The organism is Rhizobium sp. 01L410, from assembly GCF_056400165.1.
Genome location: NZ_JBFTST010000006.1, coordinates 91,513 through 118,272, shown reverse-complemented (window position 1 = coordinate 118,272; position 26,760 = coordinate 91,513). Strand labels below are relative to the sequence as shown.

The 26,760-nt window shown below is 61.6% G+C and carries 28 protein-coding genes; 13 read left to right on the top strand and 15 right to left on the bottom strand.

Going from position 1 to position 26,760, the window contains the following annotated elements; all coding sequences use genetic code 11:
- Together AC1DV9_RS14860 and AC1DV9_RS14855 are read right to left on the bottom strand one after the other, a co-directional pair.
- Positions 1-504, bottom strand: a complete 504-nt coding sequence (locus tag AC1DV9_RS14860) for a hypothetical protein (RefSeq protein ID WP_112390600.1) — start codon at positions 502-504, stop codon at positions 1-3.
- Positions 501-1,130 carry a DNA-3-methyladenine glycosylase I gene (locus AC1DV9_RS14855; RefSeq protein WP_477948729.1) on the bottom strand — a complete coding sequence of 210 codons (630 nt, stop codon included), beginning with the start codon at positions 1,128-1,130 and terminating at the stop codon, positions 501-503. The genes AC1DV9_RS14860 and AC1DV9_RS14855 overlap by 4 nt, the downstream gene beginning before the upstream one ends.
- A 211-nt stretch (positions 1,131-1,341) precedes the next feature.
- Between AC1DV9_RS14855 and AC1DV9_RS14850 the strand changes: the two genes are divergently transcribed.
- The 3 genes from AC1DV9_RS14850 to AC1DV9_RS14840 all read left to right on the top strand — a co-directional run bounded on the left by AC1DV9_RS14850 (position 1,342) and on the right by AC1DV9_RS14840 (position 3,891).
- The gene (locus AC1DV9_RS14850) at positions 1,342-2,100 is read left to right on the top strand and encodes a L,D-transpeptidase (RefSeq protein ID WP_477948727.1); all 759 of its coding nucleotides are present in this window, start codon (positions 1,342-1,344) and stop codon (positions 2,098-2,100) included.
- Positions 2,101-2,235: 135 nt separating this feature from the next.
- Positions 2,236-2,907: a L,D-transpeptidase gene (locus tag AC1DV9_RS14845; RefSeq protein ID WP_477948723.1), complete on the top strand. Its 672-nt coding sequence runs from the start codon at positions 2,236-2,238 to the stop codon at positions 2,905-2,907.
- A 321-nt stretch (positions 2,908-3,228) separates the two neighbouring features.
- A complete protein-coding gene (locus AC1DV9_RS14840) occupies positions 3,229-3,891 on the top strand; it encodes an outer membrane protein (RefSeq protein WP_477948715.1) in 663 nt (220 codons plus the stop codon).
- Between the two features lie 9 nt (positions 3,892-3,900).
- Here the strand turns inward: AC1DV9_RS14840 and AC1DV9_RS14835 are convergent, their stop codons facing one another.
- The 4 genes from AC1DV9_RS14835 to AC1DV9_RS14820 all read right to left on the bottom strand — a co-directional run bounded on the left by AC1DV9_RS14835 (position 3,901) and on the right by AC1DV9_RS14820 (position 8,525).
- A complete protein-coding gene (locus AC1DV9_RS14835) occupies positions 3,901-4,332 on the bottom strand; it encodes a hypothetical protein (protein ID WP_112390614.1) in 432 nt (143 codons plus the stop codon).
- 38 nt (positions 4,333-4,370) lie between these two features.
- Positions 4,371-5,681 (bottom strand): glycolate oxidase subunit GlcF, encoded by a 1,311-nt coding sequence (glcF, locus tag AC1DV9_RS14830; RefSeq protein ID WP_477948713.1) that lies wholly within the window; start codon positions 5,679-5,681, stop codon positions 4,371-4,373.
- Positions 5,682-5,886: 205 nt separating this feature from the next.
- Positions 5,887-7,089, bottom strand: coding sequence for an FAD-binding protein (locus tag AC1DV9_RS14825; protein WP_477948711.1), 1,203 nt, complete (start codon positions 7,087-7,089; stop codon positions 5,887-5,889).
- A complete protein-coding gene (locus AC1DV9_RS14820; RefSeq protein WP_477948709.1) occupies positions 7,086-8,525 on the bottom strand; it encodes an FAD-linked oxidase C-terminal domain-containing protein in 1,440 nt (479 codons plus the stop codon). The genes AC1DV9_RS14825 and AC1DV9_RS14820 overlap by 4 nt, the downstream gene beginning before the upstream one ends.
- Before the next feature lie 132 nt (positions 8,526-8,657).
- Between AC1DV9_RS14820 and AC1DV9_RS14815 the strand changes: the two genes are divergently transcribed.
- Complete coding sequence (locus AC1DV9_RS14815) at positions 8,658-9,554, top strand: LysR family transcriptional regulator (RefSeq protein ID WP_477948707.1); 897 nt, start codon at positions 8,658-8,660, stop codon at positions 9,552-9,554.
- Positions 9,555-9,587: 33 nt separating this feature from the next.
- Positions 9,588-10,499 (top strand): agmatinase, encoded by a 912-nt coding sequence (locus AC1DV9_RS14810; protein ID WP_477948705.1) that lies wholly within the window; start codon positions 9,588-9,590, stop codon positions 10,497-10,499.
- A 2-nt stretch (positions 10,500-10,501) separates the two neighbouring features.
- Here the strand turns inward: AC1DV9_RS14810 and AC1DV9_RS14805 are convergent, their stop codons facing one another.
- Complete coding sequence (locus AC1DV9_RS14805) at positions 10,502-11,713, bottom strand: adenosylhomocysteinase (protein WP_477948703.1); 1,212 nt, start codon at positions 11,711-11,713, stop codon at positions 10,502-10,504.
- 35 nt (positions 11,714-11,748) lie between these two features.
- Complete coding sequence (locus AC1DV9_RS14800) at positions 11,749-12,630, bottom strand: LysR substrate-binding domain-containing protein (protein WP_112387712.1); 882 nt, start codon at positions 12,628-12,630, stop codon at positions 11,749-11,751.
- A gap of 260 nt (positions 12,631-12,890) precedes the next feature.
- Between AC1DV9_RS14800 and AC1DV9_RS14795 the strand changes: the two genes are divergently transcribed.
- The 6 genes from AC1DV9_RS14795 to AC1DV9_RS14770 all read left to right on the top strand — a co-directional run bounded on the left by AC1DV9_RS14795 (position 12,891) and on the right by AC1DV9_RS14770 (position 18,964).
- Positions 12,891-13,403, top strand: coding sequence for an NUDIX hydrolase (locus tag AC1DV9_RS14795; RefSeq protein ID WP_112387698.1), 513 nt, complete (start codon positions 12,891-12,893; stop codon positions 13,401-13,403).
- Positions 13,404-13,466: 63 nt separating this feature from the next.
- Positions 13,467-14,966 (top strand): inorganic phosphate transporter, encoded by a 1,500-nt coding sequence (locus AC1DV9_RS14790; RefSeq protein WP_477948701.1) that lies wholly within the window; start codon positions 13,467-13,469, stop codon positions 14,964-14,966.
- 14 nt (positions 14,967-14,980) lie between these two features.
- Positions 14,981-15,718 (top strand): 16S rRNA (uracil(1498)-N(3))-methyltransferase, encoded by a 738-nt coding sequence (locus AC1DV9_RS14785; protein ID WP_477948699.1) that lies wholly within the window; start codon positions 14,981-14,983, stop codon positions 15,716-15,718.
- A gap of 149 nt (positions 15,719-15,867) precedes the next feature.
- Positions 15,868-17,241, top strand: a complete 1,374-nt coding sequence (locus tag AC1DV9_RS14780) for a glutamate--cysteine ligase (RefSeq protein ID WP_477948697.1) — start codon at positions 15,868-15,870, stop codon at positions 17,239-17,241.
- A gap of 84 nt (positions 17,242-17,325) precedes the next feature.
- Positions 17,326-18,171: a DUF937 domain-containing protein gene (locus AC1DV9_RS14775; RefSeq protein WP_477948695.1), complete on the top strand. Its 846-nt coding sequence runs from the start codon at positions 17,326-17,328 to the stop codon at positions 18,169-18,171.
- Positions 18,172-18,247: 76 nt separating this feature from the next.
- Positions 18,248-18,964 (top strand): hypothetical protein, encoded by a 717-nt coding sequence (locus AC1DV9_RS14770; RefSeq protein ID WP_477948693.1) that lies wholly within the window; start codon positions 18,248-18,250, stop codon positions 18,962-18,964.
- 131 nt (positions 18,965-19,095) lie between these two features.
- Here AC1DV9_RS14770 and AC1DV9_RS14765 read toward each other — a convergent pair whose 3' ends face one another.
- Complete coding sequence (locus AC1DV9_RS14765; RefSeq protein WP_477948691.1) at positions 19,096-19,395, bottom strand: DUF1127 domain-containing protein; 300 nt, start codon at positions 19,393-19,395, stop codon at positions 19,096-19,098.
- Between the two features lie 203 nt (positions 19,396-19,598).
- Here AC1DV9_RS14765 and AC1DV9_RS14760 point away from each other — a divergent pair, with 203 nt between their 5' ends.
- On the top strand, positions 19,599-20,555 hold the full coding sequence (locus AC1DV9_RS14760; RefSeq protein WP_477948689.1) for a LysR substrate-binding domain-containing protein: 957 nt from the start codon (positions 19,599-19,601) through the stop codon (positions 20,553-20,555).
- A gap of 3 nt (positions 20,556-20,558) precedes the next feature.
- Here AC1DV9_RS14760 and AC1DV9_RS14755 read toward each other — a convergent pair whose 3' ends face one another.
- The 4 genes from AC1DV9_RS14755 to AC1DV9_RS14740 all read right to left on the bottom strand — a co-directional run bounded on the left by AC1DV9_RS14755 (position 20,559) and on the right by AC1DV9_RS14740 (position 23,627).
- Positions 20,559-21,188, bottom strand: a complete 630-nt coding sequence (locus AC1DV9_RS14755; RefSeq protein ID WP_310292735.1) for a TetR/AcrR family transcriptional regulator — start codon at positions 21,186-21,188, stop codon at positions 20,559-20,561.
- A gap of 200 nt (positions 21,189-21,388) precedes the next feature.
- Positions 21,389-22,264, bottom strand: a complete 876-nt coding sequence (locus AC1DV9_RS14750; protein ID WP_477948686.1) for a dienelactone hydrolase family protein — start codon at positions 22,262-22,264, stop codon at positions 21,389-21,391.
- An 80-nt stretch (positions 22,265-22,344) separates the two neighbouring features.
- Positions 22,345-22,764, bottom strand: a complete 420-nt coding sequence (locus tag AC1DV9_RS14745; RefSeq protein WP_112387690.1) for an MAPEG family protein — start codon at positions 22,762-22,764, stop codon at positions 22,345-22,347.
- A gap of 107 nt (positions 22,765-22,871) precedes the next feature.
- Complete coding sequence (locus AC1DV9_RS14740) at positions 22,872-23,627, bottom strand: SDR family oxidoreductase (protein ID WP_477948684.1); 756 nt, start codon at positions 23,625-23,627, stop codon at positions 22,872-22,874.
- A 96-nt stretch (positions 23,628-23,723) separates the two neighbouring features.
- Between AC1DV9_RS14740 and AC1DV9_RS14735 the strand changes: the two genes are divergently transcribed.
- The gene (locus AC1DV9_RS14735; RefSeq protein WP_477949067.1) at positions 23,724-24,638 is read left to right on the top strand and encodes a LysR family transcriptional regulator; all 915 of its coding nucleotides are present in this window, start codon (positions 23,724-23,726) and stop codon (positions 24,636-24,638) included.
- Here the strand turns inward: AC1DV9_RS14735 and AC1DV9_RS14730 are convergent.
- Both AC1DV9_RS14730 and guaB read right to left on the bottom strand, forming a co-directional pair.
- Positions 24,635-25,189 (bottom strand): hypothetical protein, encoded by a 555-nt coding sequence (locus tag AC1DV9_RS14730; protein ID WP_477949065.1) that lies wholly within the window; start codon positions 25,187-25,189, stop codon positions 24,635-24,637. The two genes, AC1DV9_RS14735 and AC1DV9_RS14730, sit on opposite strands and share 4 nt — an antisense overlap.
- A gap of 2 nt (positions 25,190-25,191) precedes the next feature.
- Positions 25,192-26,676 (bottom strand): IMP dehydrogenase, encoded by a 1,485-nt coding sequence (gene guaB, locus AC1DV9_RS14725; RefSeq protein ID WP_112387687.1) that lies wholly within the window; start codon positions 26,674-26,676, stop codon positions 25,192-25,194.
- Positions 26,677-26,760 lie beyond the last annotated feature (84 nt).

Below are 26,760 nucleotides of genomic sequence, written 5' to 3'. Positions count from 1 at the left end.
CTATTCCTCTTCGTCCGCGCCTGATTTCGGCGGAAACAGCGACGGCCGCTGCGGCTCTTCAGGCTTGGCCGCAGGCGGCGCGGTGCCGGGCGCCTGAGGCTCGATCATCAGTGTATAGGGAGCACCGAGGCCGCGCCGGGGAGAGACCTTCGAATAATAGGGCCGCAGCATCCAGGTCGTGTCTTCCTTGGCGATGGTATCGAGGACAGAACCGTCCTCATCCGTGCCGAAGAATGCCTCGTCATCGCCCTTCGACAGATCGAAGATCGCCAGAAACGCAAACTGGCTGCGTGTCGTGAAGCTGATCTTTACATGCTGGCCGGCTTTGACAGGCAGCGTAAAGACATGGCTGTTGCCGAACTTCGTCCAGCCCTTGATCTGCATGGTCACGGCCGGAAACTGAAGCTTCTCCAGCTTCTCGCCGGGATCCAGCTGCGGCGCCTGGGCGAAGGCGGGAAGCGCTGAAAGAACCATTAGAGCGCCTGTCGCAAGCAGTTTCCTCATGGACGCACCAGTGCCTTCCGTATCGCTTCCACCTCTGAGCGGCAGAAACAGCCCTCGACGTGATCGTTGACGAGCCCCACCGCCTGCATGAAAGCATAAACTGTGGTCGGGCCGACAAAGGTCCAGCCGCGCTTCTTCAAATCCTTGGAAATGCGGACGGAAACCGGCGTCGTCGGGTTGGCGGCGATATAGGCACGGTCGATGGCACCAGGGCGGTCGCCGGTGCCCGGCTCGTAGCTCCAGAAATAGCGGGCAAGCGACCCGAATTCCCTTTTCAGCTCGATGGCGCGTCTGGCATTGTTGATCGTCGAAACGATCTTGCCGCGATGGCGGATGATGCCTGCGTCAGCAACACAGCGCTCGATATCCGCGTCGTCGAAAAGCGCGACCTTCTCGAAATCGAAACCGGCAAAGGCGGCGCGAAAATTCTCCCGCTTTCGCAGGATCGTCAGCCACGAAAGGCCCGACTGGAAACCTTCCAGACAGATCTTTTCGAACAGGCGGATGTCATCGGTGACAGGCCTGCCCCACTCCTCGTCATGATAGCGCATATAGTCAGGAAGGTTGGCGTGCCAGTGGCAGCGGCTCTTTCCGTCGTCGCCGGTCGTGATGCCCGTATCGCTCATGCTTCCCCGCTGATTTTACGCTTCAATTGCGGCTTTACCATTTAGAAACCCCGTTTCCAAACCGAACAGTAACCCTGACGAAAAGTTTATCCGGTGCTTCGCAGTTTAATGAATCGATCTTTACCATTCGCTGGCCGGAGCGGTGGCAGCATCCGGCCAGGCGGAAATGCCCGCCCCAGCATTTTCGGTCATATGTAGAGAGTTCCGTCCGATGATGAAATCCGTTTTGATTGCCGCAAGCCTGATTGGCCTGCTTACCTCGCCTGCCCTTGGTGACGATCGCTATGCGACCCGCCCGCCCGTCGTCCTCAGCCCCGATCTGACCGCGCCCTGGCTCAACCAGCTGGGCGGCAGCAACGTGCGCCCTGTCGTCTATCAGCGCCCGGTCATTCAGCCGCAGCGCCGCGGGCTGTTCCAGTATCAGCCGCGCATCGTGCGCCGCGCAGCCCCTGCCGGTATTCAGCAGGTTGCGGTCGTGCGCCCCGGCGCAATTCCTGTTGTCCGCGAGCAGTTCGATCCGCAGTTCCTGCCGCAGATGGTCGATTACGACACCAAGGAAAGGCTTGGCACGATCGTCATCGATACCAACAACCGCTTCCTCTACCTCGTGATGGCGAATGGCAAGGCCCGCCGCTACGGCGTCGGCGTCGGCAAGCCGGGCTTCGAATGGGCCGGCGAGCACCGAATTACCCGCAAGGCCGAATGGCCGGACTGGACCCCGCCTTCCGAAATGATCAGCCGCGAAGCTGCCAAGGGTCACTATCTGCCCGCCCGCATGGATGGCGGCCCGGAAAATCCGCTCGGCGCCCGCGCCATGTATCTCGGCTCGACACTCTACCGCATCCACGGCACCAACGCGCCCTGGACCATCGGCAACGCGGTTTCCTCCGGCTGCATCCGCATGCGCAATGAGGACGTGACTGACCTTTACGAGCGCGTCAATGTTGGCACCCGCGTGATCGTGATCTAAAGGTCGCAAGGCTGCGGCGGGCCGTTGCAAGAACGGCGCGCCGCGGCACAAAAACACGCGCAAACCCCTCTGAAGCTTGAAATCCAGGGCAAATTGGCTAGCTTGGCCGGGATCCTTACGAGAGGGGAATAGAGAATGAAGCATATTGTCCGGCTCGCGGCAGCCTCTGCGATTGCATTGGCCAGCACGTTGAGCCTTGCCCATGCCGAACCGCAGCTGACCGCAACCGACGCCGTGCGCGGCGTCAAGCAGGTGAAGACGGTCAAGCCGCAGTTCAAGAAGCGCGTCGTGCGCCTCGTCACCGACGAAGCCCCAGGCACCATCATCGTCGATACGGTGAACAAGTATCTGTACTTCGTCGAAGGCAACAACCGCGCGACCCGCTATGGCATCGGTGTCGGCCGCGAAGGCTTCGGATGGTCAGGCGTCGTGAAGGTCGGCCGCAAGGCCGAGTGGCCCGGCTGGACGCCGCCGCCGGAAATGCGCGCCCGCGAAGCCAAGGCCGGCCATAAGCTGCCTGCCTTCCAGCCCGGCGGCCCGGACAATCCACTCGGCGCCCGCGCCATGTATCTCTACCAGGGTGGCCGCGACACGGCCTTCCGCATCCACGGCACCAACCAGCCCTGGACGATCGGCCTCAACCTGTCTTCGGGCTGCATCCGCATGGTCAACAACGACGTGCAGGATCTCTACGAGCGCGTTCCGGTCGGCACCAAGGTGATCGTCGTCGGCCCCGGCAACAAGCAGGGCAACGTCGCCTTCCAGGACCGCGGCATTGATGTTCTCAGGACGCTTTTCGGCGGGTGAAAGCTGTCAGGTTGATGGAATTGAAGAGGGCGCTTTCTGGCGCCCTTTTTGTTTCAGTGCCTACCATCTTCCTCATCCCTGTGCTTGTCACAGGGATCCAGCGCGCCCAAGTCTTTGGGCGCAGGAGAATCCCTCGCCTCATAGTGAGTCATTCACCGCGCAGACGCGCGGTGGCCTGGATTCCTGTGACAAGCACAGGAATGAGGGTCGAGAATGGGAAGGGCTCTCCACCCACCATAAATCTCGCACCTCACCGCCCTTGCAATAAGCCTGTTACACAATGCGGGATAGATGGGCGGTATTGCTATCCGGGGATAATCCATGCGCCGCGCCGTTCGCCTGTCCGTGTTTGGACTTGCCGCCCTTGCCTGTCTCACCTCGCCTGTCCTTGCCGAGGATCTGCAATTCTCCGTCTATGGCGGCTACCAGACGGCACCCCATAGCGGCGTCGATCTGTCGGACGGGACGCATTTCACCGCAGGCTGGGAGGGCAAGTCCTTCGGCTCGCCGCCTTATTACGGCGCGCGGGTGACGTGGTGGCTGGAGGATTTGGGCCATCCCAATCTTGGCCTGTCGATCGACTATACGCATGACAAGGTCTATGCCGACGACAAGACGCTGGTGGCTTCGGGCTGGTCGCATTTCGAATTCACCGACGGGCTCAATCTGTTGACCGCCAATGCGCTCTACCGCTTCCCGCAGGACGGCGGGCGGTGGACGCCCTATCTCGGCGCCGGCGTCGGGGTGAACATTCCGCATGTCGAGGTGACGCGCCCATCCGGCACCACATTCGGCTACGAATTCGGCGGTGTGACGCTGCAGGCGCAGGCGGGTGTGGATTTCCGCATCACCGACCGCTGGTCGACCTTCGTGGAATACAAAGGCACATATTCCAAGGTGGATGTGCCGATCGACAGCGGCGACCGGCTGAAGACCGATATCTTCACCAACGCCGTCAATCTCGGCGTTTCGTTCCACTGGTAAGCAAGAGGCTTACTTCGAGCCGCAGCTGACCTTGCCGCTTGCGGTGAACGGCTTGGAACCGCCTGTTACAGTCATCCCATAGGTGCCGCTGAAGGCCTTGCCGTCACCTTCGGCCATGACCACCATATTCAGCGCCTGGCCGGATGTATCGTCGCCGCCGTCATCATAGATTTCCATGCGCAGCTCGCCACCGTTCGACCACCGGTTCGTCAGGTGGCTGGAATTGAAGACGCGCTTCTTGAACTGGTCGGGCACAGAGCCGTCCTTGATCATCAGACCGCCGCGGAAGTGGTTCAGCACATGGCCGCCGTCCGCCTTGAAGCCGATCTCGACGGTGAAGCGGGTGGCTGCATCGTCGGCCGAGCAGAAATAACGGCTATCGGCATGCGCGGTGCCTGCGGCACCGAAAAAGACAGAGAGCAAAAGAAGTGTACGCCGCATAGCGCTGAATCCCATGACCGGCCGACAACCGGCCAAAGTCAGGCTATATGCAAATCCATTAATTTTTGAGGTACAGGACCACCATAGGCCCAATCGATCAATTCTACGGTATGGACGATGGGAACACCGGTGCCCGAGCCGATCTGGGTGATGCAGCCGATATTGCCGGTGGCGATCACATCCGCCTTCGTTGCCTCGATATTCTTGACCTTGCGGGCCTTCAGGGCAGCTGAAATATCCGGCTGCATGATATTGTAGGTGCCGGCCGAGCCGCAGCAGAGATGGCCTTCGGCCGGATCGCGCACGGTGAAGCCGGCAGCCTTCAAGAGCTGCTTCGGTGCCATGGTGATCTTCTGGCCGTGCTGCATGGAACAGGCCGAGTGATAGGCGACGGTGACGCCTTTCGGCATATGCGAGGGCAGATCGAGCGTTGCCAGATATTCGGTGATGTCCTTGGCGAGGCCGGAGACGACGGCCGCCTTTTCGGCATAGGCGGGGTCGAGGCGCAGCATATGGCCGTAGTCCTTGATCGTCGTGCCGCAGCCCGACGCGGTGATGATGATCGCATCGAGGCCACCGTTTTCGATCTCGCGCATCCAGACATCGACATTGGCGCGGGCGCTGGCCAGCGCCTGTTGCTCGCGGCCCATATGGTGGACCAGCGAACCGCAGCAGACTTCGCCCGCGGGCGCCACGACCTCGATGCCGAGGCGGGTCAGAAGCCGGATCGCCGCCTCGGTGATGCCGGGATCAAGCACTGGCTGGGCGCAGCCGGTGAGGATCGCCACTCGCGCCTTCCTCGCCCCCTCGGCCGGATGGCTGCCGGAACGTGAATAGACCGACGGTGCCGGCACGGTGCGCGGCGCAAGCGCCAGCATCGCGGCGAAGGGTTTCAGCGCCGGGGCGCGCATCAGGCTGCGGAACGGACGGCCGAGACGGGCAAGCCGCAACGCCAGACGGAAGCGGCCGGGATAGGGCAGGACGGCAGCAAGGATGCCGCGCGTCAGCCGGTTCATGAGCGGCCGCTTGTAGGTCTTTTCGATATGGGCGCGGGCATGATCGACCAGATGCATGTAGTCGACGCCCGACGGACAGGTGGTGACGCAGGCCAGGCAGGAGAGACAGCGGTCGATATGGGTGACCACCTCGGCATCCGCCGGGCGATCGTTTTCCAGCATGTCCTTGATCAGATAGATGCGGCCGCGCGGGCTATCGAGCTCGTTTCCGAGCGTCACGTAGGTGGGACAGGTGGCAGTGCAGAAGCCGCAATGCACGCATTTGCGCAGGATCTTTTCGGATTCGGCGACGTGGGGATCGGTCAGTTGCTCGGCGGTGAAGTTTGTTTGCATCAGTGGTGTCCCGTCGAGGGGTTGTGGGTGGGGGCACCCCCCTCTGCCCTGCCGGGCATCTCCCCCTCAAGGGGGGAGATTGGCGAGCGGCGCCCGCTCGCCAGAACAATGATCGTCGTGAGGGTGCACCCAGCCGATCTCCCCCCTTGAGGGGGAGATGTCCGGCAGGACAGAGGGGGGTAGCCCACAGATGCTAAGCCAGCCATCACCACCCCATCTTCCCCGGATTGAAAATCCCGGCCGGATCGAACTTTTCCTTCACCCGCGCCGAGAGCATTGCCACCGCTTCCGGCTGCGGCTGGAAAGCCGCCACGTCAGCACGCATCACTTCCGAAGCACGCATCAGCGTTGCATGCCCGCCGCCGAGCGCCTTGATGAAGCGGCGTAGCAGGCCGGCTTCGGGATCGGCCTCCATGCGCATCCAGACGAGGCCACCCTGCCAGTCGTAATAAGCATCGACGCCAGCTTCGAGACGGAGAGCGGCGACGAGCTGGTGACCAGCGGACGGCGCGACCGAGACGCGCCAGACGGGGCGCATCGTGCCATCGGCATAGGGATGGACATCGCGGATTTCGCGCCAGAGGCCGCGGCTCACCTGCTGATCGAGCTTGGTGACCGGCCCGAAAGCGGCCATCGCTTTGGCGAGCTTTTCGGCACGCACCTCGACGGAACCCGGCAGGCCCTCGAGGCGCAGCACCGTCGCCTCGCCTTCGGGCAGCGTGCCGCCTGCAAAGCGCCAGGTGACCGTCATCGGCAGATGCGCCGCACCCGAGACCTCGACAGATAGCGCCATGGCGGCAGCCATCGCATTGGCCGCTTCGGCATCGTTGAGGCCGGATATGACGACTGTCTCTTCGGCTTTCGGACGCGGGGGAACGCGGAAGGTCACTTCGGTGAGAAAGCCGAGCGTGCCGTGCGAACCCGCCAGCAGTTTCACCAGATCGAGACCGGTGACATTCTTCATCACCCGGCCGCCGTTCCTGATGATCTCGCCGCGGCCATTGACGAAGCGGATGCCGAGCAGACTGTCACGCGCCGCACCCGAAACGAAGCGTCGGGGGCCGGAGACATTGGCGGCAAAGACACCGCCGATCGTCGGCTCGCCCGAGGTGCCCATGACGCCGCGGTGATCCATCGGCTCGAAGGCCATCATCTGGCCGTTTTCCGCAAGGGCGGCCTCGATCTCGGCGACCGGTGTTCCGGCACGCGCGGTCATGACCATTTCGCCGGGGTTATAGGCGACGATGCCGGAGAGGCGGGTTGAGCGGAGCGTGTCTTCGGCCGCGACAGCATTGCCGAAACCGGCGCGGGTGCCGCCGCCGGAGATGGCGAGTGCTCTGCCTGATGCGGCGTGTTCGCGGATCAGCCCTGCGGCTTCGTCTTCGCTCCCGGGGAAGAATTCACTCATGCGGCCGGCCGTCCATCGAGCGGGAAAACCTTGGAAGGATTGAGGATCCAGCCCGGGTCGAAGGCAGCACGCGCCGACATCTGCTGTGCCAGGTCCACCTCGGAATATTGATGGCGCATCAGGTCGCGCTTTTCGATGCCGACGCCGTGTTCACCGGTCAGGCAACCGCCGGCATCGACGCAGAGCTTCAGGATGTCGTTACCCGCCGCTTCGGCGCGCGCCGCATCCTCGGGGTCGTTGGCGTTGAAGAGGATCAGCGGGTGCATGTTGCCATCGCCGGCGTGAAAGACGTTGGCGACGCGCAGGCCGTAGTGATCGACGATCTCGGCGGTCTTCTTCAACACGTAGGAAAGCTGGCTGAGCGGCACAGTGCCATCCATGCAGATGTAATCGGCAATGCGGCCGGTAGCGCCGAAGGCGGATTTGCGGCCTTTCCAGATCAGCGCGGCTTCCGTCGCCGACTGGCATTCGCGCACGGTCTTGACCCGGTGCTTGCGGGCGATCTCGACGATGCTCTTCAGCATGTCGTCCATCTCGGCTTCCGAGCCCTCGACCTCGACGATCAGGAGCGCGCCGACATCGAGCGGATAACCGGCATGGGCGAAGGCCTCGCAGATCTCGATCGCCGGCTTGTCCATGAATTCGATGGCGACGGGGATAATGCCGGAGGCGATGACATCGGCGACGCAGGAGCCGGCGTCCTCCGATGTATCGAAGCCGAAGAGAACCGGGCGGGCGCCTTCAGGCTTGGCGATCAGCCGCACCGTCGCCTCGGTAACGATGCCGAGCTGTCCCTCGTGGCCGCAGACGAGGCCGAGCAGATCATAGCCGCCGGCATCCAGCGCCTTGCCGCCGAGTTCGATGACCGTGCCATCGGTCAGCACCATCTTGACGCCGAGCAGGTTGTTGGTGGTGACCCCGTATTTCAGACAGTGGGCGCCGCCGGAATTCATGCCGATATTGCCGCCGATGGTGCAGGCGAGCTGCGAGCTCGGATCCGGCGCATAGAAAAAACCGTCCGCAGAGACGGATTCCGAAATATTGAGGTTGGTGACGCCCGCCTGGACGACGGCAACGCGGTTGGCGAGGTCGATCTCGAGGATGCTGTTCATCTTCGACAGTCCGATGACGACGGCGTCTTCCTGCGGGATGGCGCCACCCGACAGCGAGGTGCCGGCGCCGCGCGGCACGACCGGGATGCCATAGCGATGGCAGTATTTCATCACGGCGGCGACTTCGGCCGTCGAGCGCGGCAGGGCGACGGCGAGCGGCAGGCGGCGATAGGAGACGAAGGCATCAGTCTCGAAAGGCACCAATTCGCGCGCCTCGTGCACCAGACATTCCGGCGGCAGGAGATCGATGAGATCGCCGACGATCTGGCTGCGGCGGGCAAGCACATCGGCGCGCGGAGCAAGGAACGAAATGGTGTCGGACATGGCGCGCTTCCTCCCGATTGGCAGCGAGGCCGGCCCGTCCTCCGTGGCAGCCGGTTTCACTCGGCTTAACACTTTCCCGAAACCGGCGCAAATGCTAAGCACTTATGCCTAAAGGGGAAACAGTGCTGCATCATGACCAATCTGGGTGATCTCGAGATATTTGCCAAGGTCGTTTCGACCGGCAGCATGTCGCTTGCCGGCCGGGCGCTGGGCTTTTCCCCCGCCGTTGTCTCCAAGCGCATCAAGCGGCTGGAAGACCGGCTCGGTACGCGCCTCCTGCAGCGCACGACGCGGCAGATTTCGCTGACAGAGGCCGGTCAGGGTTTCTACGACCGCGTGCTCGGCATTCTGGCCGGTCTTGAGGAGGCCGAATATTACATTTCCGGCCGCTCGGCGCAGATGCACGGCACGCTGAAGATCTCGGCGCCGACCTCCTTCGGGCGCATGCATATCGCCCCGCATCTGAAGCGCTTCATGGAGGAGCATCCGGAGCTGGCCATCAATCTGGTGCTGACAGACGAGTTCAGCGACATTGTCGGCGGCGGCTTCGATCTGGCGATCCGCATTGCCGAACTCACCGATTCCAGCCTCGTCGCCAGGCGTCTGGCGCCGGTGCGCCGCCTGCTCTGCGCCGCACCGTCCTACATCGAGGCGCATGGGATGCCCGCGAACCTCGACGACCTGAAGAACCACCGCTGCCTGCCCGCGCACAACAATGATGTCTGGCGGCTGGAAGGACCTGACGGCGCCATGACGCTGCGGCCGGAGGGCATGCTGATCACCAATTCCAGCGAGGTCATCCGCGAGACGGTGATCGCAGGTCTCGGCATCGCGCTGCGCTCGACCTGGGATATCGGCGAGGAGCTGAAGAGCGGCAAGCTGGTGCAGGTGCTGCGGGAATATGAGGGCTCGCGGAACGTGGCGCTTTCGGCGGTCTATCCGAGCCGCCAGTTCCTGCCCGCCAAGGTGCGGTTGTTCATCGATTATCTGGCGGAGCTTTATGGGCCTGTTCCCTACTGGGAGCTCTGACGCCTCCACCGTAGATCACATCTGGAGACTGACATGACTGCTTCGCCTCCCTTCCTCGGCCTGGCCGACAGTCTCGATGACGGCGGAACGCCGCGTATGGTGATCTTCGGCGCCGGTCACGGCACGACCTATCCCGGCAAGGACAGCAGTGGCTATGCGGGCTCGGCCAACGCCATCCGCGCGGCCAGCCAGGAGGATGCGGGGCTGATCGAGCATTGGGATTTCGATCTCGGCGGGCCGCTTTTCGACGGCAAGCCGGTCTGCTGCGTCGATGCCGGGGATTTGCCGACCGACGCCCGGGACAATGCCGGAAACCGGGCGCTGATCGAGGCGAAGACGCGGGAGGTGCTGGCGATGCCGGCCGTGCCGATCCTGCTTGGCGGCGACGATTCCGTGCCGATCCCCTTCCTTGCCGGTTTCGCAGATCACGGCCCGATCTGGATCCTGCAGATCGATGCTCATATCGACTGGCGCGACGAACTGCATGGCGAGCGCCAAGGCTATTCCAATCCCATGCGCCGGGCGAGCGAGATGGCGCATGTGGCGGGCATGGTGCAGGTCGGTATCCGTGGAGTCGGCAGCGCGCGCCGCGCGGAGGTCGAGGCCGCCGAGCGCTATGGGAGCCATCTCGTCACCGCGCGGGAAATTCATGCGCAGGGCGTCGAGGCGGCGCTGCGGCATATTCCTGAAGGTGCGCAGGTGGTGATCACGCTCGACTGCGACGGGCTCGACCCCAGCATCATGCCCGGGGTCGCGGCCCGCACGCCCGGTGGGCTGACCTATACACAGGTCATCGACCTGATCGCCGGCGGCGGCAGCCGTGGGCGGATCGTCGGTTTCGATCTTGTGGAGCTTTATCCGCCCGCCGATATCGACGGCATTTCGGCGCTGACGGCAGCGCGGCTGCTCGTCAACGCAATCGGGACGATCGTCCGCCAGGGCTGAGCCTAGCGCGCGAGATCGAGATAGGCGCTCGCGACCGTCGCATCGATATCCCTGGGCACCGGCACGATGCAGGCCTCAGGTCCCGCTCCGCGCTTGGCGACACGTTCGAGGCAGCGGGCCTGCAGCGTGAAGCCAAGATCCATGGATTCGACCGAATTGCCGAGCGGGCGCGGGCCGGCGAGATTGGCCATATGGCCGCCACCGAGGATGTGGATCGAGCGGCCGTCATTCAGATGCAGCGTCTCCATGACATCGGTCTCGTAGCGATCGATGGCGATTACATCGGAATGAGCGCGGAAGCCCGATACGTCGATCTCCAGCGGGAAATGGCCGCCGTTCATGAGGATCGCGCCGTCCTTGATCAGCGGCAGGTCGGCGACCGTGACGATGCCGGGGAAACCGGTGACGGTGATCAGGATATCGGCGGAGCGGATCGCATCCTCGCGGAGCGGCGTGACAAAGCCGTCGAGATGCGCTTCCAGCGCCGTCACCGGATCGATATCGACGACGCTGACGGTCGAGAAGGCGTTGCGGAAACTGGCGGCCGTGCCCTTGCCGCAGGCGCCGTAGCCGAAGACGGTGACGCGCTTGCCGTTGGTGGAGCGGTTGGTGAAGCGCATGTAGCTTTCGAACAGGCTCTGGCCGACAGCATGCTTGTTTTCGGCGAATTGCTTGATCGGGCTGTCGTTGATGACAAGGATCGGCATGTTCAGCTTTTCACGCATCGGCAGCAGGCGCGTGCGGCCCGAGGTCGTCTCCTCGGTGCCGCCGAGCAGGTTGGCATAGGGGCGTTCCGCGGCAATGGCGAAGAGATCGCCGCCGTTATCGAGCAGCAGGTCGGGCTTGGCAGCGACGACGGCTTCGAGGCTGCGGTGATGTTCTGCCGGATCGGTGGTCTGCGTTGCGAAAACGGTGATGCCCTGGGATCGGAGATAGTCGACCGTCGATGGCTGGGTGCTGTTCAGATTTCCGGTGCAGACGAGCTTTGCGCCGCCGGCACGCAGCGTCGTCAGGAGCGCCACCGTCTTCGGCTCCAGGTGGATACCGGTGCCGATCATGAGGCCTTCGAAGGGGCGGGTGCGTTCGAACTCGGCGGCCGTTGCCTTCAGCAGACGGCAGCTGTTTCCGATCCAGTCGATGCGGGTGGCGGTATTTTCCATGATGGTCTCCTGTCGCTGATGACCGTCATAATGCCCACCGCGACCGCGCGGCATGGATAATCCGCTGCCGATACGGCAGTAAATCTGCCCTATTCGGTTCCCTCGCCTGCCTTGACCAGCCAGTCGCGCAATGCGGTGAAATGCGGCTTTCGGAGATCGGTCGTGCGGCAACAGAGGCTGTAGCCTGCCGGGCGACGGATGAAGCCGAAGGGAGCGGTCAGAATATTGCGCGCCAGATCATCCTCGATCGACGCGCGCGGGGCGAGCGCTACACCGAGCCCGGATCGGGCGGCACCGAGCGCCAGCAGCAAATCCTCGAATTCCTGACGGCGGGCGAAGCTGACTGCTGGCGTGCCGCTTTCGGCAAACCATTCGTCCCAAAGCTTCGGCACGCTGCGGCTGACGAGCATGGCAGCCGTAGCCATGCCCATGGGATCGCTGCCGAAGGTGGCGGCAAGTTGGGGTGCAGCCACCGGACCGAACTCGTCTTCCATGAAGCGAATGGCGGCGACACCGGCCGAGGGGCGGTATTCGCCACCCATGATGACGGCATCGAGCTCCGGATGCTGCAACAGCGGCTCGGCGACCGCCATCGGCACGATATCGATCTCGGTATCGCCAAGCGCCCTTTGCAGGCTACCGATGCGCGGCATCAGCCACCAGATGCCGAAGGCAGATGGAACGCCGAGACGGAGCCTGCGGCTATCGTCCTTCTGCAGGTCACCGGCGGCATGCTGCAACAGGGAGAAGGCCGCCGTTGCCGCTTCGGCAAAAGCCCTGGCCCGGTCGGTCGGCACGAGGCGGCGACCTTCACGGGTGAAGAGCTTCTCGCCGAAATAATTCTCGAGCGCCGCGATCTGCAGACGCACCGCGCCGCGCACGACACCGAGCTCCTCGGCAGCCCTGAGCACGCTGCCCCGACGGCAGACGGCTTCGAAAGCTCTGATTGAATTGAGTGGCGGAAGGCGCATGGCGGTCATCAACAGGAAACGATATCCCCAGATTGATATGGGCATTGAACGAAAGGCAAGAAGGCCCCATATTGAACACCTGTGCAAAGGCGGAAACAGAACAGGTTTTGCCGGAATTTCGACCCGCTGCGGCGTGAGATTTGCCTATTAAAAACCATAGCCGCGTTATGCACCGTTAAATGGCGCATGGATCGCGCAAGCTTTCCAGCACATGCTAATATTAATGATTCTTTGAAACGACTCGAAAGGTGACCCGACAGTTGACTCTTCTCTCCCGCCTAGCCTCCGACATGCAGCTGATGTTCCGGCGTCCGCCGAGACAGCAGTATGCTGCGCTGTGCTATCGGATGAAGAAGAAGAGCAACGACGTCGAGGTCCTGCTGATGACCAGCCGCGATACCGGCCGCTGGGTCATCCCCAAGGGCTGGCCGATGAACGGCAAGTGCTCCTATGAGGTCGCCGCCCGCGAAGCCTATGAAGAAGCAGGCGTGCGCGGCAGCGTCGAGCACGAGACGCTCGGCGCCTACAGCTATCCGAAGGTCCTGAAGGATGGACTGAAGGTGAGCTGCAAGGTGCAGGTCTATGCGCTCGAGGTTTCCGAGCTTGCCAAGAACTTCAAGGAAAAGGGCGAACGCACGATCGAGTGGGTTTCCTGCGACGAGGCCTGCAAGCGGGTCCGTGAGCCGGAGCTTCGCGACCTGTTCCTGCAGTTCAAGCGCCGCATCGACGAACATCTTCAGGCAAGCCGCGCCAAGCAGATTCCGGCGGAATGATTCCTGCCATCTTGCGCTGTTAGGAATGACAGCGTTAAAGCAGGATTCCTTCCAGGAAAGAGCATGGCCGAGAAGACACCTGTCCTTACAAAACGCACGCTCGACAAGGACCTCGACAAGTATAGCCACGTCGAGGATGCCTCGAAGTTCGTTGCGCGCAAGCTGATCGCGCCGGGCATCGGCCTGGTGTTCCTCGGTCTCGCGATGCTATTTGCCGGGGTCTACGTCTTCGACCGGCCGAGTGCGGTGCTGATCATCGCCGCTGCCGCGCTTGCCGCCTACATGGCAATGAATATCGGCGCGAACGACGTGACGAACAATGTCGGCGCCGCCGTCGGTGCACGCGCGATGACGATGGCGCAGGCGCTGGTGATTGCCGCGATCTTCGAGATCCTGGGCGCGACGATTGCCGGCGGCGAAGTGGTGAAGACCATTTCGTCCAGCATCGTCGATGCCGTGCAGGTTCCGGAAGGATTGCTTGCCTGGATCATGATGGCGGCGCTGATGGCGGCCGCGTTGTGGATCAATCTCGCGACCTGGCTGAATGCACCCGTTTCCACCACCCATGCGATTGTCGGCGCGGTCATCGGCGCCGGCATCGCTGCCGTCGGCCCGGAGCCGGTCAACTGGCGGGTGATGGCGGAAATCTCGTCGAGCTGGGTGACGTCGCCGATCATCGGCGGGGTGATCGCCGCCGGTCTGCTGTTCCTCGTCAAGACCTTCGTCATTTACCGCGACGACAAGATCGCGGCGGCCCGGCGTTGGGTGCCCGTGCTGATCGCGGCAATGGCCGGCGCATTTACGGCCTATATGATCCTCCAACTCACGACACCGGACCGTTTCCCGGCAACGACGGTGCTGGCCTATGGGCTGGCGACAGCCGTTGTCTGCTGGCTGATCGCCCGGCCGATCGTCCGCCGCCAATCCGAGGGGCTCGAGAACCGCAACAGCTCGTTGCGCATCCTGTTCAAATATCCGCTGATCGGCTCTGCCGCCCTGCTCTCCTTCGCCCATGGTGCCAACGACGTTTCGAACGCGGTCGGCCCGCTTTCGGCAATCGTGCGCTCGACGACGCTTCTGCCCGTTCACGGGGAGATCGCCCCGCCGCTCTGGGTGATGCTGATCGGCGCTCTCGGCATCTCGGTCGGTCTGCTGCTGTTCGGCCCGCGCCTGATCCGTCTCGTCGGCGAACAGATCACCAAGCTCAATCCGATGCGCGCCTATTGCGTGGCGCTGTCGACCGCCTTTACCGTCATTCTTGCCTCCTGGTTCGGCCTTCCGGTCAGCACGACGCATATCGCGGTCGGCTCGGTCTTCGGCGTTGGCTTCTTCCGCGAATGGTACACCCGCAACTCGAAGCGCCGCATCGCCTATATGCGCCATAAGGCGGAGAGCTGGGCGATCGACGAACCGGCCGATCCGAATGTCCATGAGACCCGCCGCCGCTATCTGGTGCGCCGGTCGCATTTCATGACGATCATCGCCGCCTGGGTGATCACGGTTCCGGCCTCCGGCGCGCTTGCGGCGCTGCTCTATTGGGTTATGTTCGCCCTCTTCGTTTGACCGGGAAATCTAGAATGCGCGCCAATTTCCGCATGCAGCGGCTGTTCATCGACGCACCGCTTGCCGCCAATGCCGCCGTCGAAGCCAGCTCTGACCAGTATAATTACTTGGCGAATGTGCTGCGCCTGACCGACGGCGCGGAGATTCTCGTTTTCAACGGCCGGGATGGGGAATGGAAAGCCACCCTAGCCTTCCCGACCCGCAAGCGCATCCTGCTGACACCGGTCGAACAGACGCGGCCTCAGCCGGCGCTTTCCGATCTTCACTATCTCTTCGCGCCGCTCAAAGTGGGGCGGCTGGATTATCTGGTGCAGAAGGCGGTGGAGATGGGAGCCGGCGTTCTGCAGCCGGTCATGACCCAGCATGTGCAGGGCAAGATCACCAATCTCGACAAGCTCAAGGCCAACGTCATCGAGGCGGCAGAGCAATGCGGCATTCTCGGCATTCCCGATGTCGCCGAACCCTTGAGACTTTTCGATCTTCTGGACGGCTGGAAGGCCGATCGGCGGATCATCTATTGCGACGAGGGCGATGCCGGGCAGAATCCGCTGCCGCTGCTCTCGGCGATCACCGAAAGGCAGCTGGCGCTTCTGGTCGGCCCTGAAGGCGGATTTTCGGAAGAGGAGCGCGCCCGGCTTCGCAACCTCGATTTCGTCACCGCCATCCCGCTCGGCCCGAGAATCCTGCGCGCGGATACCGCTGCCGTGGCGGCAATGGCCGTCATCCAGGCAGCGATCGGCGACTGGAATTAACCTTGCGCCTATTCACTCAAGATACAGGATGCTATTTTTTTGAACCGGCGTTGAAAGAATTTCACTTGCAACATACCTGAGAGCGGTCCTAATCACCCTTCCATTGCCGCGCCCAAAAGGCGTTCCCCCAGAATACAGGTTAGATTTGCATGGCTCGCGACACCACCGACCAGACACCGCTCTCTTCGGTTCAGGAGCTGACCGATTATCTTGCTGCGGGGAACAAGCCGACGGAAAAATTCCGCATCGGCACCGAGCATGAGAAGTTCGCCTTCTTCCGCGCCGACAACAGCCCCGTTCCCTATGCCGGCGATGCCAGCATTTCCGCGCTGTTGAAGGGCCTGCAGGAACGTTCCGGCTGGGAGCCGATCATGGACGGTGAGAATATCATCGGCCTTGGCGAACAGCACGGCATGGGCGCGATCTCGATCGAGCCCGGCGGCCAGTTCGAACTGTCGGGTGCTCCGCTCGAAACCATTCACGAGACCTGCAGAGAATCCAACCAGCATCTCGCCGTTCTGCGCGAGATCGCCGAGCCGATGGGCATCCGCTTCCTCGGCATCGGCGGCAGCCCGAAATGGACGCTGGCGGAAACGCCGCGCATGCCGAAATCCCGTTACGACATCATGACCCGCTACATGCCGAAGGTCGGCAGCAAGGGGCTCGACATGATGTACCGGACCTGCACGATCCAGGTGAACCTCGACTTCTCCTCGGAAGCCGACATGCGCAAGAAGATGCGCGTTTCGATGAAGCTGCAGTCGTTCGCGACAGCGCTCTTTGCCTCCTCGCCGTTTACAGAAAACAAGCCGAACGGCCTGCTCTCCTGGCGCGGCGACATCTGGACGGATACCGACAACCGCCGCTCGGGCCCGCTCGATTTCACCTTCCGCGACGATTTCGGCTTCAAGGACTATGCCGAATGGGCGCTCGACGTGCCGATGTATTTCATCGTCCGCGACGGCCGTTACAAGGACTGTACCCACGTCACCTTCCGCCAGTTCATGAACGGCGCGCTGAAGAGCGAGATCAAGGACTGGGAGCCGACGATGGGCGACTGGACCAATCACCTCTCGACGCTGTTCCCGGATGTACGGCTGAAGCGCTTCCTCGAGATGCGCGGCGCCGATGGCGGACCGTGGCGCCGGATCTGCGCGCTGCCCGCCTTCTGGGTCGGCCTGCTCTATGATGAAGCGGCACTCGAAGCTGCCGACCAGTTCACCAAGGACTGGACGTTCGAAGAGGTCGTCGCATTGCGCAATGACGTGCCGGCCGAGGGCCTGAAGGCTTCGTTCCGTGGTCATGCCTTGTTCGACGCAGCGAAGGATGTGCTCGCCATTTCGAAGGCCGGGCTCAAGTCGCGCAATCGCCTCAACAAGGAAGGCCAGGACGAAACGATCTTCCTGTCGCCGCTCGATGAGGTGATGGCCAAGAAGGCGACGCTCGCGGAGGACCTGCTCGCCCGCTTCAACGGCCGTTGGAATGGCTCGGTCGAACCTGTCTTCGAGGAATATCAGTACTAAGGTCTCCGGCAAAAAGCCGTTTGCGCATTCCTATTTCTGTTTATAGTAGCGATTCAAACGCACTAAACAGCGGAAGGACTGCCCATGCTGCCACTCTTCGACATGATGATGCAGGCGCAGAATGGCGCGGCGATGGATGCCATCGCCAAGCAGTTCAACCTTGCGCAGGAACAGGCGACCAAGGCGATGGCGGCGCTGATGCCGGCCTTCTCCGCCGGACTGAAACGCAGCACAAGCAATCCCTATGATTTCATGGGGCTGATGCAATCGGTTTCCTCGGGGAATTACGGCAAGTATTTCGAGGACATGAGCAAGGCCTTCACGCCGCAGGGCGTGACCGACGGCAACAATGTCCTCGCACAACTGTTCGGCTCTCAAGAGGTCTCCCGTGCCGTCGCGGCTCAGGCAGCACAGATGACCGGGATCGGCCAGGAGATCTACAAGCAGATGCTGCCGGTGATCGCCAGCACACTGATGGGCGGGCTGTTCAAGCAGTCGATGGGCCAGATGTCATCGCCGGTCAATCCCTTCGTCAACACGGCGATGGGCGAGACGATCCAGACATGGCTGGAGAGCACCGGTTTTGCGCCGAAGCAGAAGGCCGCACCCGAGCCCAGCATCTTCGACAATCCCTTCACGCAGGCGATGCAGCTGATGTTCAGCGTGCCGAAGCCTGAACCGGAGAAGACGCAGAACCCGTTCCTCGACAATCCCTTCGCCAAGGCATTCCAGGACATGATGGCGGGGATGAACCCGCAACCGCCGAAAGCCCCGGAACCGGCCAAGGACGCGCCTAAGGAACAGGCTGCGGGCTACATGGACATGTTGAACACCATGTTTGACAGCGGGCTGGAAGTGCAGAAAAGCTATCAGAAGAGTATCGAGACGATTTTCGGTGCCTATCAGAACGGCGGGACCGCCAAGAGTTAGCGACGTTTCCCGCTAAGGGCGATTGTGAGTTGCAATTCTGTGTTGCATCATGCCTCCAGACAATCCGGGGGTTTCGATGTCCGATAAGTCTTTTCCCACAGCGGCAATCATTACCGCTTCCGGCGCGATACTCGTTTGGGTTTTGACCAAGATTGGCGAGTTGGCGCGGGATCGGCGACAGAGAAAGAACGATACCGAAAAATACGTGATGGCGCTCTTTGCCGAGATCGACTTCAACACGCGAGACATGGAAATCTTTCTGGAAGAGTCTGCTTCAGTCGACGCCGTGATCAATAAGGTGAAGTCGGATCAGAAATTCATTCCGCACATTACCGACGCACGCCATATTTCCATATATTCGGAAGGCATCTCCAATATCCATTACATCGGAAAGGAGCAGATAGGCGCGCTCGTCTACTTTTACGGCCTGCTTGAAAAATTGAAAAACCAGGTTGCCGGCATCTATCTGCCGAGCTTTGTTCTCATTTCTCCTGAGGGCCGTGCGGCCACGATCAGAGAGATCATACAGACAGCAGATGAGATCGAAAGCGTGGGAAGGACGGTGCTTGATCGCCTGAAATCAAGCTACAAGCACTTAAGCTTAGAGCGAACGATCAGACACAAGCCAACGCGCGGTCTCACCGACGCGCAGCTGAAAACGAGAGCTGAAATCCTCAGCTCAGATCTTGATCGGATCAATACCAAACATAAAAGGTCTCCTTACAACGCCAACGAGAATAGCATTCTCTTTCTATCAACACCAGACACGACGTTGCTGCTGATATCGAAATAGATGGCGCTGGAATTCCGCTCTTTCAAGCCACCGCCAAACCATAAAAAAACCGGAGACGGCTTGGGAAAGCGGTCACCGGGTTAAGAGGCAGGGCTATTGGCTATCACCCTGCGGGGAAAAAGGGTCCGCTCCTAATCGATATAGGAGCGGAAGATCGACAGACGCCAGCGGCGGCGGGCGGAGTCGGTCAGCTGCGGTGACGGGTCCTCGAAGAAGGTCGACGTCAGCAGGGCGGAGGCGATATCGGCGCGGGTCAGGCCGATATCCCGCAACTGATAGTCATCAAGCTCCGTAAGACCGTTGATTGCTCTGCGATTGCGGTAGCCGCGAAAGAGAGCAGCGAGCGGCGCAAGGAGGCCGGCAAGACGTGCGGACACGCTCACAGGCTGCTTGGCACAGTCGAGTTCTAAAGTCTGGTCAATCATGCGCATCGAACTCTCCTTTCTTTCGGGCGCAACAACCCACCCCTCCCGCGAGGTCGAGCGGGAAGGCATGCGGGCTGGAACTCAAGGCGGACAGAAGGGTCTCTGTCCTTCACTTTGCTTGATTTGCACGCTGAAGATGCCAAAGCCCTATTGATCAGTCCAACGAATGTTTCTAATGGTTATTATCAGAGATCGTTATAGGTGAGCCCATGTCAGCGCCTCTTGATATTGACCAGTTGCAGACCTTCATCGCCATCGTCGATTCCGGCAGCTTCACCAAGGCGGCAGATCGCGTCTACAAGACGCAGTCGGCGGTCTCGATGCAGATGCGGCGGCTGGAAGAGCGGATCGGCAAGCAACTTTTTATCAAGGACGGCCGCGGCAACCGGCTGACGGCCGAGGGCGAGAAGCTGCTCAACTATGCGCGGCGGATCATCCGTCTGAACAACGAGGCGATGGCGGCTTTCGACGACAATCGTCTCGAAGGCATGCTGCGCATCGGCACGCCCGACGACTATGCCGACCGTTACATGCCTGAGATCATCGGCCGTTTCGCCAAGACGCATCCAAATGTCGAGCTCTATATCGTCTGCGAGCCATCGGTGGACCTTGCCGAGCGCATGCACAAGGGCGAGCTCGATATCGCGCTCGTCACCCATAACCCGCGCGAACGCATGTCGGATGTCGTCAGAACCGAACCGCTCTGCTGGGTCGGCTCCGCCAACCATCCGATCCGTGACGACGCGCCGGTGCCGCTTGCCGTCGGGCGCCGTGACTGCCAGTGGCGCCAGCTTGCCTGCTCGGCGCTCGATGCCGTCGGCCGCGAGCATCAGATCCTGTTCACCAGCTGGTCCTGCACTGTTGTTGCCGCTGCCGTGCTGGCGGGCATGGCCGTCTCGGTCATGCCGGAATCGGCGCTGAGAACCGGCATGAAGGTGCTCAGCCAAGCAGACGGCTTCCCCGCCCTGCCCCCGGTCCAGATCGGCATCATGAAGCGTCCCGGCGTTTCGATCTCGCTGATGAATGCGATCACCGCCCATATCACGGCCTGCCTCGACAACATCACGCCTGCTGTCGTCGACGACAATCTGGAAGTCGATCTGAAGACCGCCTATGCGCGCAACTACCCGCGTCTGAAAGCCGCCAACATGGTGCCGAGCTGGTAAGTTTCAGCTTGCCTTGGAGAAGAGCGAAGCGCGGATCACGCGCTTCCATTCGCCGAGCATGCGCAGCGCCAGTTCTTCCTCGCTCTTGACCGCAAGACGGATCGAGGCTCCAATCAAGTGGCTGAAGAGATAGGTGCGCGCCTGCATGTCGATCGCTTCGAGTTCCGGCGCTACGCGCTTGACGGCTTCGTAGAAGATATCGGCAACCCGATTGCTGTGATCGATGTTCAACCGCAACAGATCCTGATCGGTTTCGGTGCCCATCCAGACGCCGAGATAGGTCGGGTCGTTGCGATAGGCATCGTAGTACCAGTCGATCATCCCCTCGATGAGATGAAGGGCGTCTTCCAGTGAATGGACGTTGGCGAAGACCTGCGCGGTCTTGGCCTGCACCTCGCTGGCATGACGATCGAACAGCGCTTTGACGATCGCCGCCTTTTCGGGAAAGTACTGATAGACCGAGCCGATCGGTACCTTGGCGGCGACCGCAAGCTCGGTCATGCGCATGGCACTCACACCTTTTTCGGCTATAATCTCGGCGGCAGCTGACAGGATGAGATCGAAACGCTGAATGCTGCGCTCCTGCTTCGGTTTCCGGCGCAGGCCGATGCGATCCACATTGTCTATGCTCATGCCGACCCGCCCCCACAGCTTATTCTTGAGCGGCGGCAGCTGTCTCAAACCGGCGCATCCGAGCGATATGGCATGCAGGTCTTCATGCGCCGTGAAGGGAAAACTTCGCATTTTATCGAACTGTCAAACTCGACAAAAATCGGAGCAAAATGCCCCGATTTTTCATGTCTAACCCTGTGGATGACTTGGCAGCCGAAAGATCAGGCCAGGTTCTTCTTGAGGAAATCCACGGTGCGGCTCCAGGCCAAATCAGCAGCCTTCTTGTCGTATCGCGCAGACGACGTATCGTTGTTGAACGCGTGATTGACGCCATCATAGACGAAGATCAGGAAATTCTTGCCGTTGGCCTCCAGCTCCTTCTTGTAGGCATCGATCCCGGCATTGATGCGATCGTCGAGACCGGCATAGTGCAGCATCAGCGCCGCCTTGATACCGGGCACCTGATCTGCCTTCGGCTGGGCGCCATAATAGGCGACACCCGCCTTGAGCTCCGGCGATTTGGTGGCGAAGTTGTTGACCGTGCCGCCGCCCCAGCAGAAACCAATGGCGCCGACATTGCCATTCGCATTGGGCAGCGTCTGCAGATATTTCAGCGTCGCTTCGGCATTGGCCGCTGTGGCTGCGGCATCGAGCTTGCCGAAGAGCTCGCGGGCCTGATCCTCGTTTTCAGGCGTGCCGCCGAGCGGCGACAGGAAGTCTGGCGCCAGCGCGATGAAGCCTTCCAGCGCCATGCGGCGGGCGACATCGCGGATATGCGGGTTGAGGCCGCGGTTCTCGTGAATGACGATGACGCTGCCGAGCTTGCCGGATGCGGCCTTCGGCTCAACGAGATACCCCTTCATATCGCCGCTGCCACTCGGATAAGTCACGTCCTTCGCCGTCAGCCGCTCGTCGCCGGCCGGCACCATTTCGGCTGCGGCCTTGTTTGCCGCCAGCATCGGGGCGATGACGGCGGCGGCACCTGCGGATCCGGCAAGCTTCGTCAGCTTGTCCATGAAGCCGCGGCGGTCCAATGTCAGATGTGTGTATTCATCATAGGCGCTGATCATCGCCTGTGTGATTTCCGGCTTGTCCATATCGATCTCCTCTTCCCTACCCGGGCCATGCCCGAGCAGGAAGATAGGTCAGTGCAAAACAAGCGGTGTACAAATATGCGTTACCCGCTGAAGGCCATCCAGCCGATCAGCCAGGCCCACATGCCGAGCAGAGCGGCGCAGCCGAGCGCAAAGAGCGGGCTGCGGATTCGCATGTTATTGCTGGTCACGTGAACATAGGCGTGTGCGTAGCGCAGCACGACAAAGAGCCAGGCGAGCACGAGCGACGGAAGATTGTCGGCCTCGGTGATGTAGAGAAGCACACAACAGACATAGAAGAGAACCGGCAGCTCGAACTGATTGGCGATGCTGTTCTTGACGAAAAGGCTCTCCGGCGGCTCATCCCGGTTTTCGCGGTACTCGGAAATCCTGATCTTGCCCTGCCTCACCATCCGGCGGCGGCGGTAGCCGAGTAGACCGTAAAGGATGAAGACCAGGACGACTTGGCCGACGATCGGCCAGAAGATCTCGAAACCGGTCATATGGGCATTTCCTTTCAGCTTCTTTCAAATTTTTCAGAGCAGTAAAGGAAAAGGAAAGAGCTTGCCAGAGGAATGCCCGCCGCGAAAAGACGCAGCGGGCATGAGGTTCAGACTTGGGCGATGCCGCCATCGGCAAAGAGCTCGGCACCGGTGACGAAGCTCGAGTCATCGGAGGCGAGGAAGAGCGCGGCGGCGGCGATCTCATCCGCGCGGCCGACGCGGCCCATCGGAACCTGACCGGCCAGAAGATCGAGCAAGCCCTGCTGCTGCGCCTTGTCCTGACCGGCAAGTTCGACGAGACCGGTGGTCTCGGTTGGGCCGGGGCTCAGCGTATTGATGCGGATGCCGCGATCCTTGAGATCGAGGATCCAGTTGCGCGAGAAATTGCGGATCGCAGCCTTGGAAGCGGCATAGACGCTGAAGGCGGGCGTGCCGGTCGAGCCTGCCGTCGAGCCGGTGAGGATAACGGAGGAGCCTTTGGCGAGTAGCGGCAGCGCCTTCTGCACGGTGAAGAGCACGCCCTTAACATTGCGGCCGAAGGTGTCGTCATACTGCGCCTCGGTGATTTCGCCGATCGGTGCGAAAGAGCCGCCGCCGGCATTGACGAACAGCACATCGATGCGGCCGGCCTCAGCCTTCACCTGCGCGTAGAGCCTGTCGAGATCGGCAAGCTTTGCCGAGTCGGCCTGAATACCGGTGGCATTGCCCCCGATTTCGGCGACGGCCTTCTGCAGCACATCGGCACGGCGGCCGGTGATAAAGACGCGTGCGCCTTCGGCGGCGAAACGTTTGGCGGTGGCAAGGCCGATGCCCGAGGTGGCGCCGGTGATGACGGCAATCTTTCCATTCAGTCTCTGGGTCATATCAGTCGTCTCCTTGTGTTCGACTGATGCTGAGATATGGACGAGCAGATCATTTCGGAATAGAAAGAAATGAAAGTCATCATTGCATTTGAAACAATGAAACTGCCCGATTTCGAAGGTCTCGCAATGTTTGCCAAGGTTGCCGAGGAGCACTCTTTTGCCCGCGCGGCAAAGACGCTCGGCGTCTCGGTTGCCACCGTCTCGCGCGGTGTCGCAAGGCTGGAAGAACGGCTCGGGGCGCGGCTTTTCAACCGCACCTCCAGGCAGCTGTCGCTGACCGAGTTCGGAGCACGGCTCGCCGACCGGGCAACGCGCATCTATTGCGAAGCGGAAGAGATGGAAAATGCCGCCCGCGAACTCTCCAGCCGTCCGCGCGGGTTGATCCGGCTGGCTGTGCCGATGTCCTTCGGCCTGCGCTGGGTGGCGCCGATCCTGCCCGATTTCTTCGAACAATACCCTGACATCAGCATCGACCTGCATATGAGCGATGCCAGCGTCGATCTCGTCGGCGACGGCTTCGATGCGGCGCTCAGGATCGCCGTGCTGCCCGACTCATCGCTGGTCGCGCGGCGGCTGGCGCCGGTTGCGCCGTTCATTCTGGCCGCACCCGCCTACCTTGAGAAATACGGCTGCCCTGAGCATCCGCGCGATCTCGCCGCCCATCATCTGCTCGGTTATTCCTACCGGCCGAAGCAGGATGTCTGGCGCCTGAAGAACCGGCAGGGCGACGAGGAATATGTGACGCCTAGCGGGCGGTTGAGGGCGACCAATTCCGAAGCACTGGTGCCACTGGCGCTACGCGGTCTCGGGATCTGCGAACTTCCGGAGTTCCTGGCCAGCGAATATCTGGCAGACGGGCGGCTGAAGGCGATCTTGCCGGACTGGACGCTGCCGAGCGGGGCGCTCTATTTCGTCACGCCATCGGCGCGGGCACGCCCAGCGAAGATCGAGGCACTGTCGGAATTCATGATTGCGCGGCTTTCTAACCCGCCCTGGCGCTGGCCGCGCTAGGCTTCGTCCTTCGGCCCGAAACGGATCAGCGCGAAGCGGATGATGGCGATCACGGTGACGGCGAGCGAGGCGAATTTCAGCTTGGTCAGCCAGGGCAGGATGGTGACCGCGGTGGTCGAAGACGGGCTGCCGCCGAAGGCAATCAGGCTCGATATGTTTTCGGCATAATCGGAAAACGCATAGATGAGTGGCAATGCCAGGACGGCTTTTACAAGGGCCGGGTGAACCGGTTTGCCGAAATATCGCCCTGTCGTCTCGAGCTTGAGGATGAGGCTCAGGAGCAGCATCGCCAGCAAGGCGGGCAACACCAGCTCAGGGCCGAGATACATGGAACGGAGAATTCCATAGGCGGCGGCATTGTCCTTCAGCAAGGACTGCATGGCCGCGACAGTCGCCTCGTCATAGCCTGCGACATAGGTATCGAGCATGGCGCGGCCGGTTTCGTGCTGAAAGGGTAAGACGAAACCGAAGAGCGCCCAACCAAAAGCGGCAATGCAGAGAATGGCGAGCAGCCCGATGATGCGGAGCGGTATCCGGCTGCCCGCTGTCATCATCAGACGCCGGAGCCCGGATAGTTCGGGCTTTCGCGGGTGATCGTCACGTCATGCGGATGGCTTTCGCGCAGACCGGCGCCGGAAATGCGCACGAAGGTGGCGCGCTCCTGGAATTCCTTGAGGTCCTTGCCGCCGACATAACCCATGGCAGCCTTCAGGCCGCCTGCGAGCTGGTGCAGCACGCCCGATACCGGTCCCTTGTAGGGAACCTGGCCTTCGATACCCTCTGGCACGAGCTTGAGCGTGTCGCGGACCTCGGCCTGGAAGTAGCGGTCAGCAGAGCCGCGGGCCATGGCACCGACGGAGCCCATGCCGCGATAGGCTTTGAAGGAACGGCCCTGATAGAGGTAAACTTCGCCCGGGCTTTCGTCAGTACCTGCGAGCAGCGAGCCGATCATGACGGCCGATGCGCCCGAGGCGATCGCCTTCGCGACATCACCGGAGAACTTGATGCCGCCATCGGCGATCACAGGGACGTCCTGCGCCTGCGCTGCTTCGACAGCCGACATGATGGCTGCGAGCTGCGGAACGCCGACACCAGCGACGATGCGCGTCGTGCAGATCGAACCCGGGCCGATACCGACCTTGACCGCATCCGCACCGGCATCGATCAGCGCCTTGGTGCCATCAGATGTGGCGACGTTGCCCGCCATGACGCGAACCGAGTTGGAGAGCTTCTTGACGCGCGCCACGGCATTGAGAACGCCCTGCGAATGACCATGGGCGGTATCGACGACCAGAAGGTCGACGCCGGCTTCGATCAGGCGCTCGGCGCGCTCGAAACCATCGTCACCAACGCCGACAGCAGCGGCGGCTCGAAGACGGCCCTGCGCATCCTTCGAAGCGTTCGGGTTCAGCTGAGACTTCTCGATGTCCTTGACGGTGATCAAACCGACGCAACGGCCTTCACCATCGACGACCAGCAGCTTCTCGATGCGGTGCGTATGCAGAAGGCGCTTGGCCTCCTGCTGATCGACATTTTCCTTGACGGTGATGAGGCCTTCGCGGGTCATCAGCTCGTAGATCTTCTGCGAAGGATCGGAGGCGAAGCGAACGTCGCGGTTCGTGAGGATACCGACGAGGCGGCCGGACTTCTCAACGACCGGGATACCGGAGATCGAGTACATTTTCATCAGGCCCAGCGCATCAGCGAGCGTCGCATCGGGGCCGATGGTGACAGGGTTAACGACCATGCCGCTTTCGAACTTCTTGACCTGGCGAACCTGCTCGGCCTGCTCGACCGGCGTCAGGTTCTTGTGGATGACGCCGAGGCCGCCGGCCTGCGCCATGGCGATCGCCAGACGGCTTTCGGTGACGGTGTCCATGGCAGACGAAATGATCGGGATATTCAGTTCGAAGTCGGTGGCGATACGTGTCGCGACGCTGGTCTGGCCCGGCAGAACTTCGGAATGACCGGGCTGCAGCAGCACGTCGTCAAACGTGAGTGCGTCCAAACCGGTCGGCGTTTCAATGATGCGAGCCATGGCCAATTTCCTTCAAATAAGAAAAATGCGACCCCACCCGGAACGAATCGTCCGCACCGGCGGTGTGCAAGGGTTGCTTTGGAA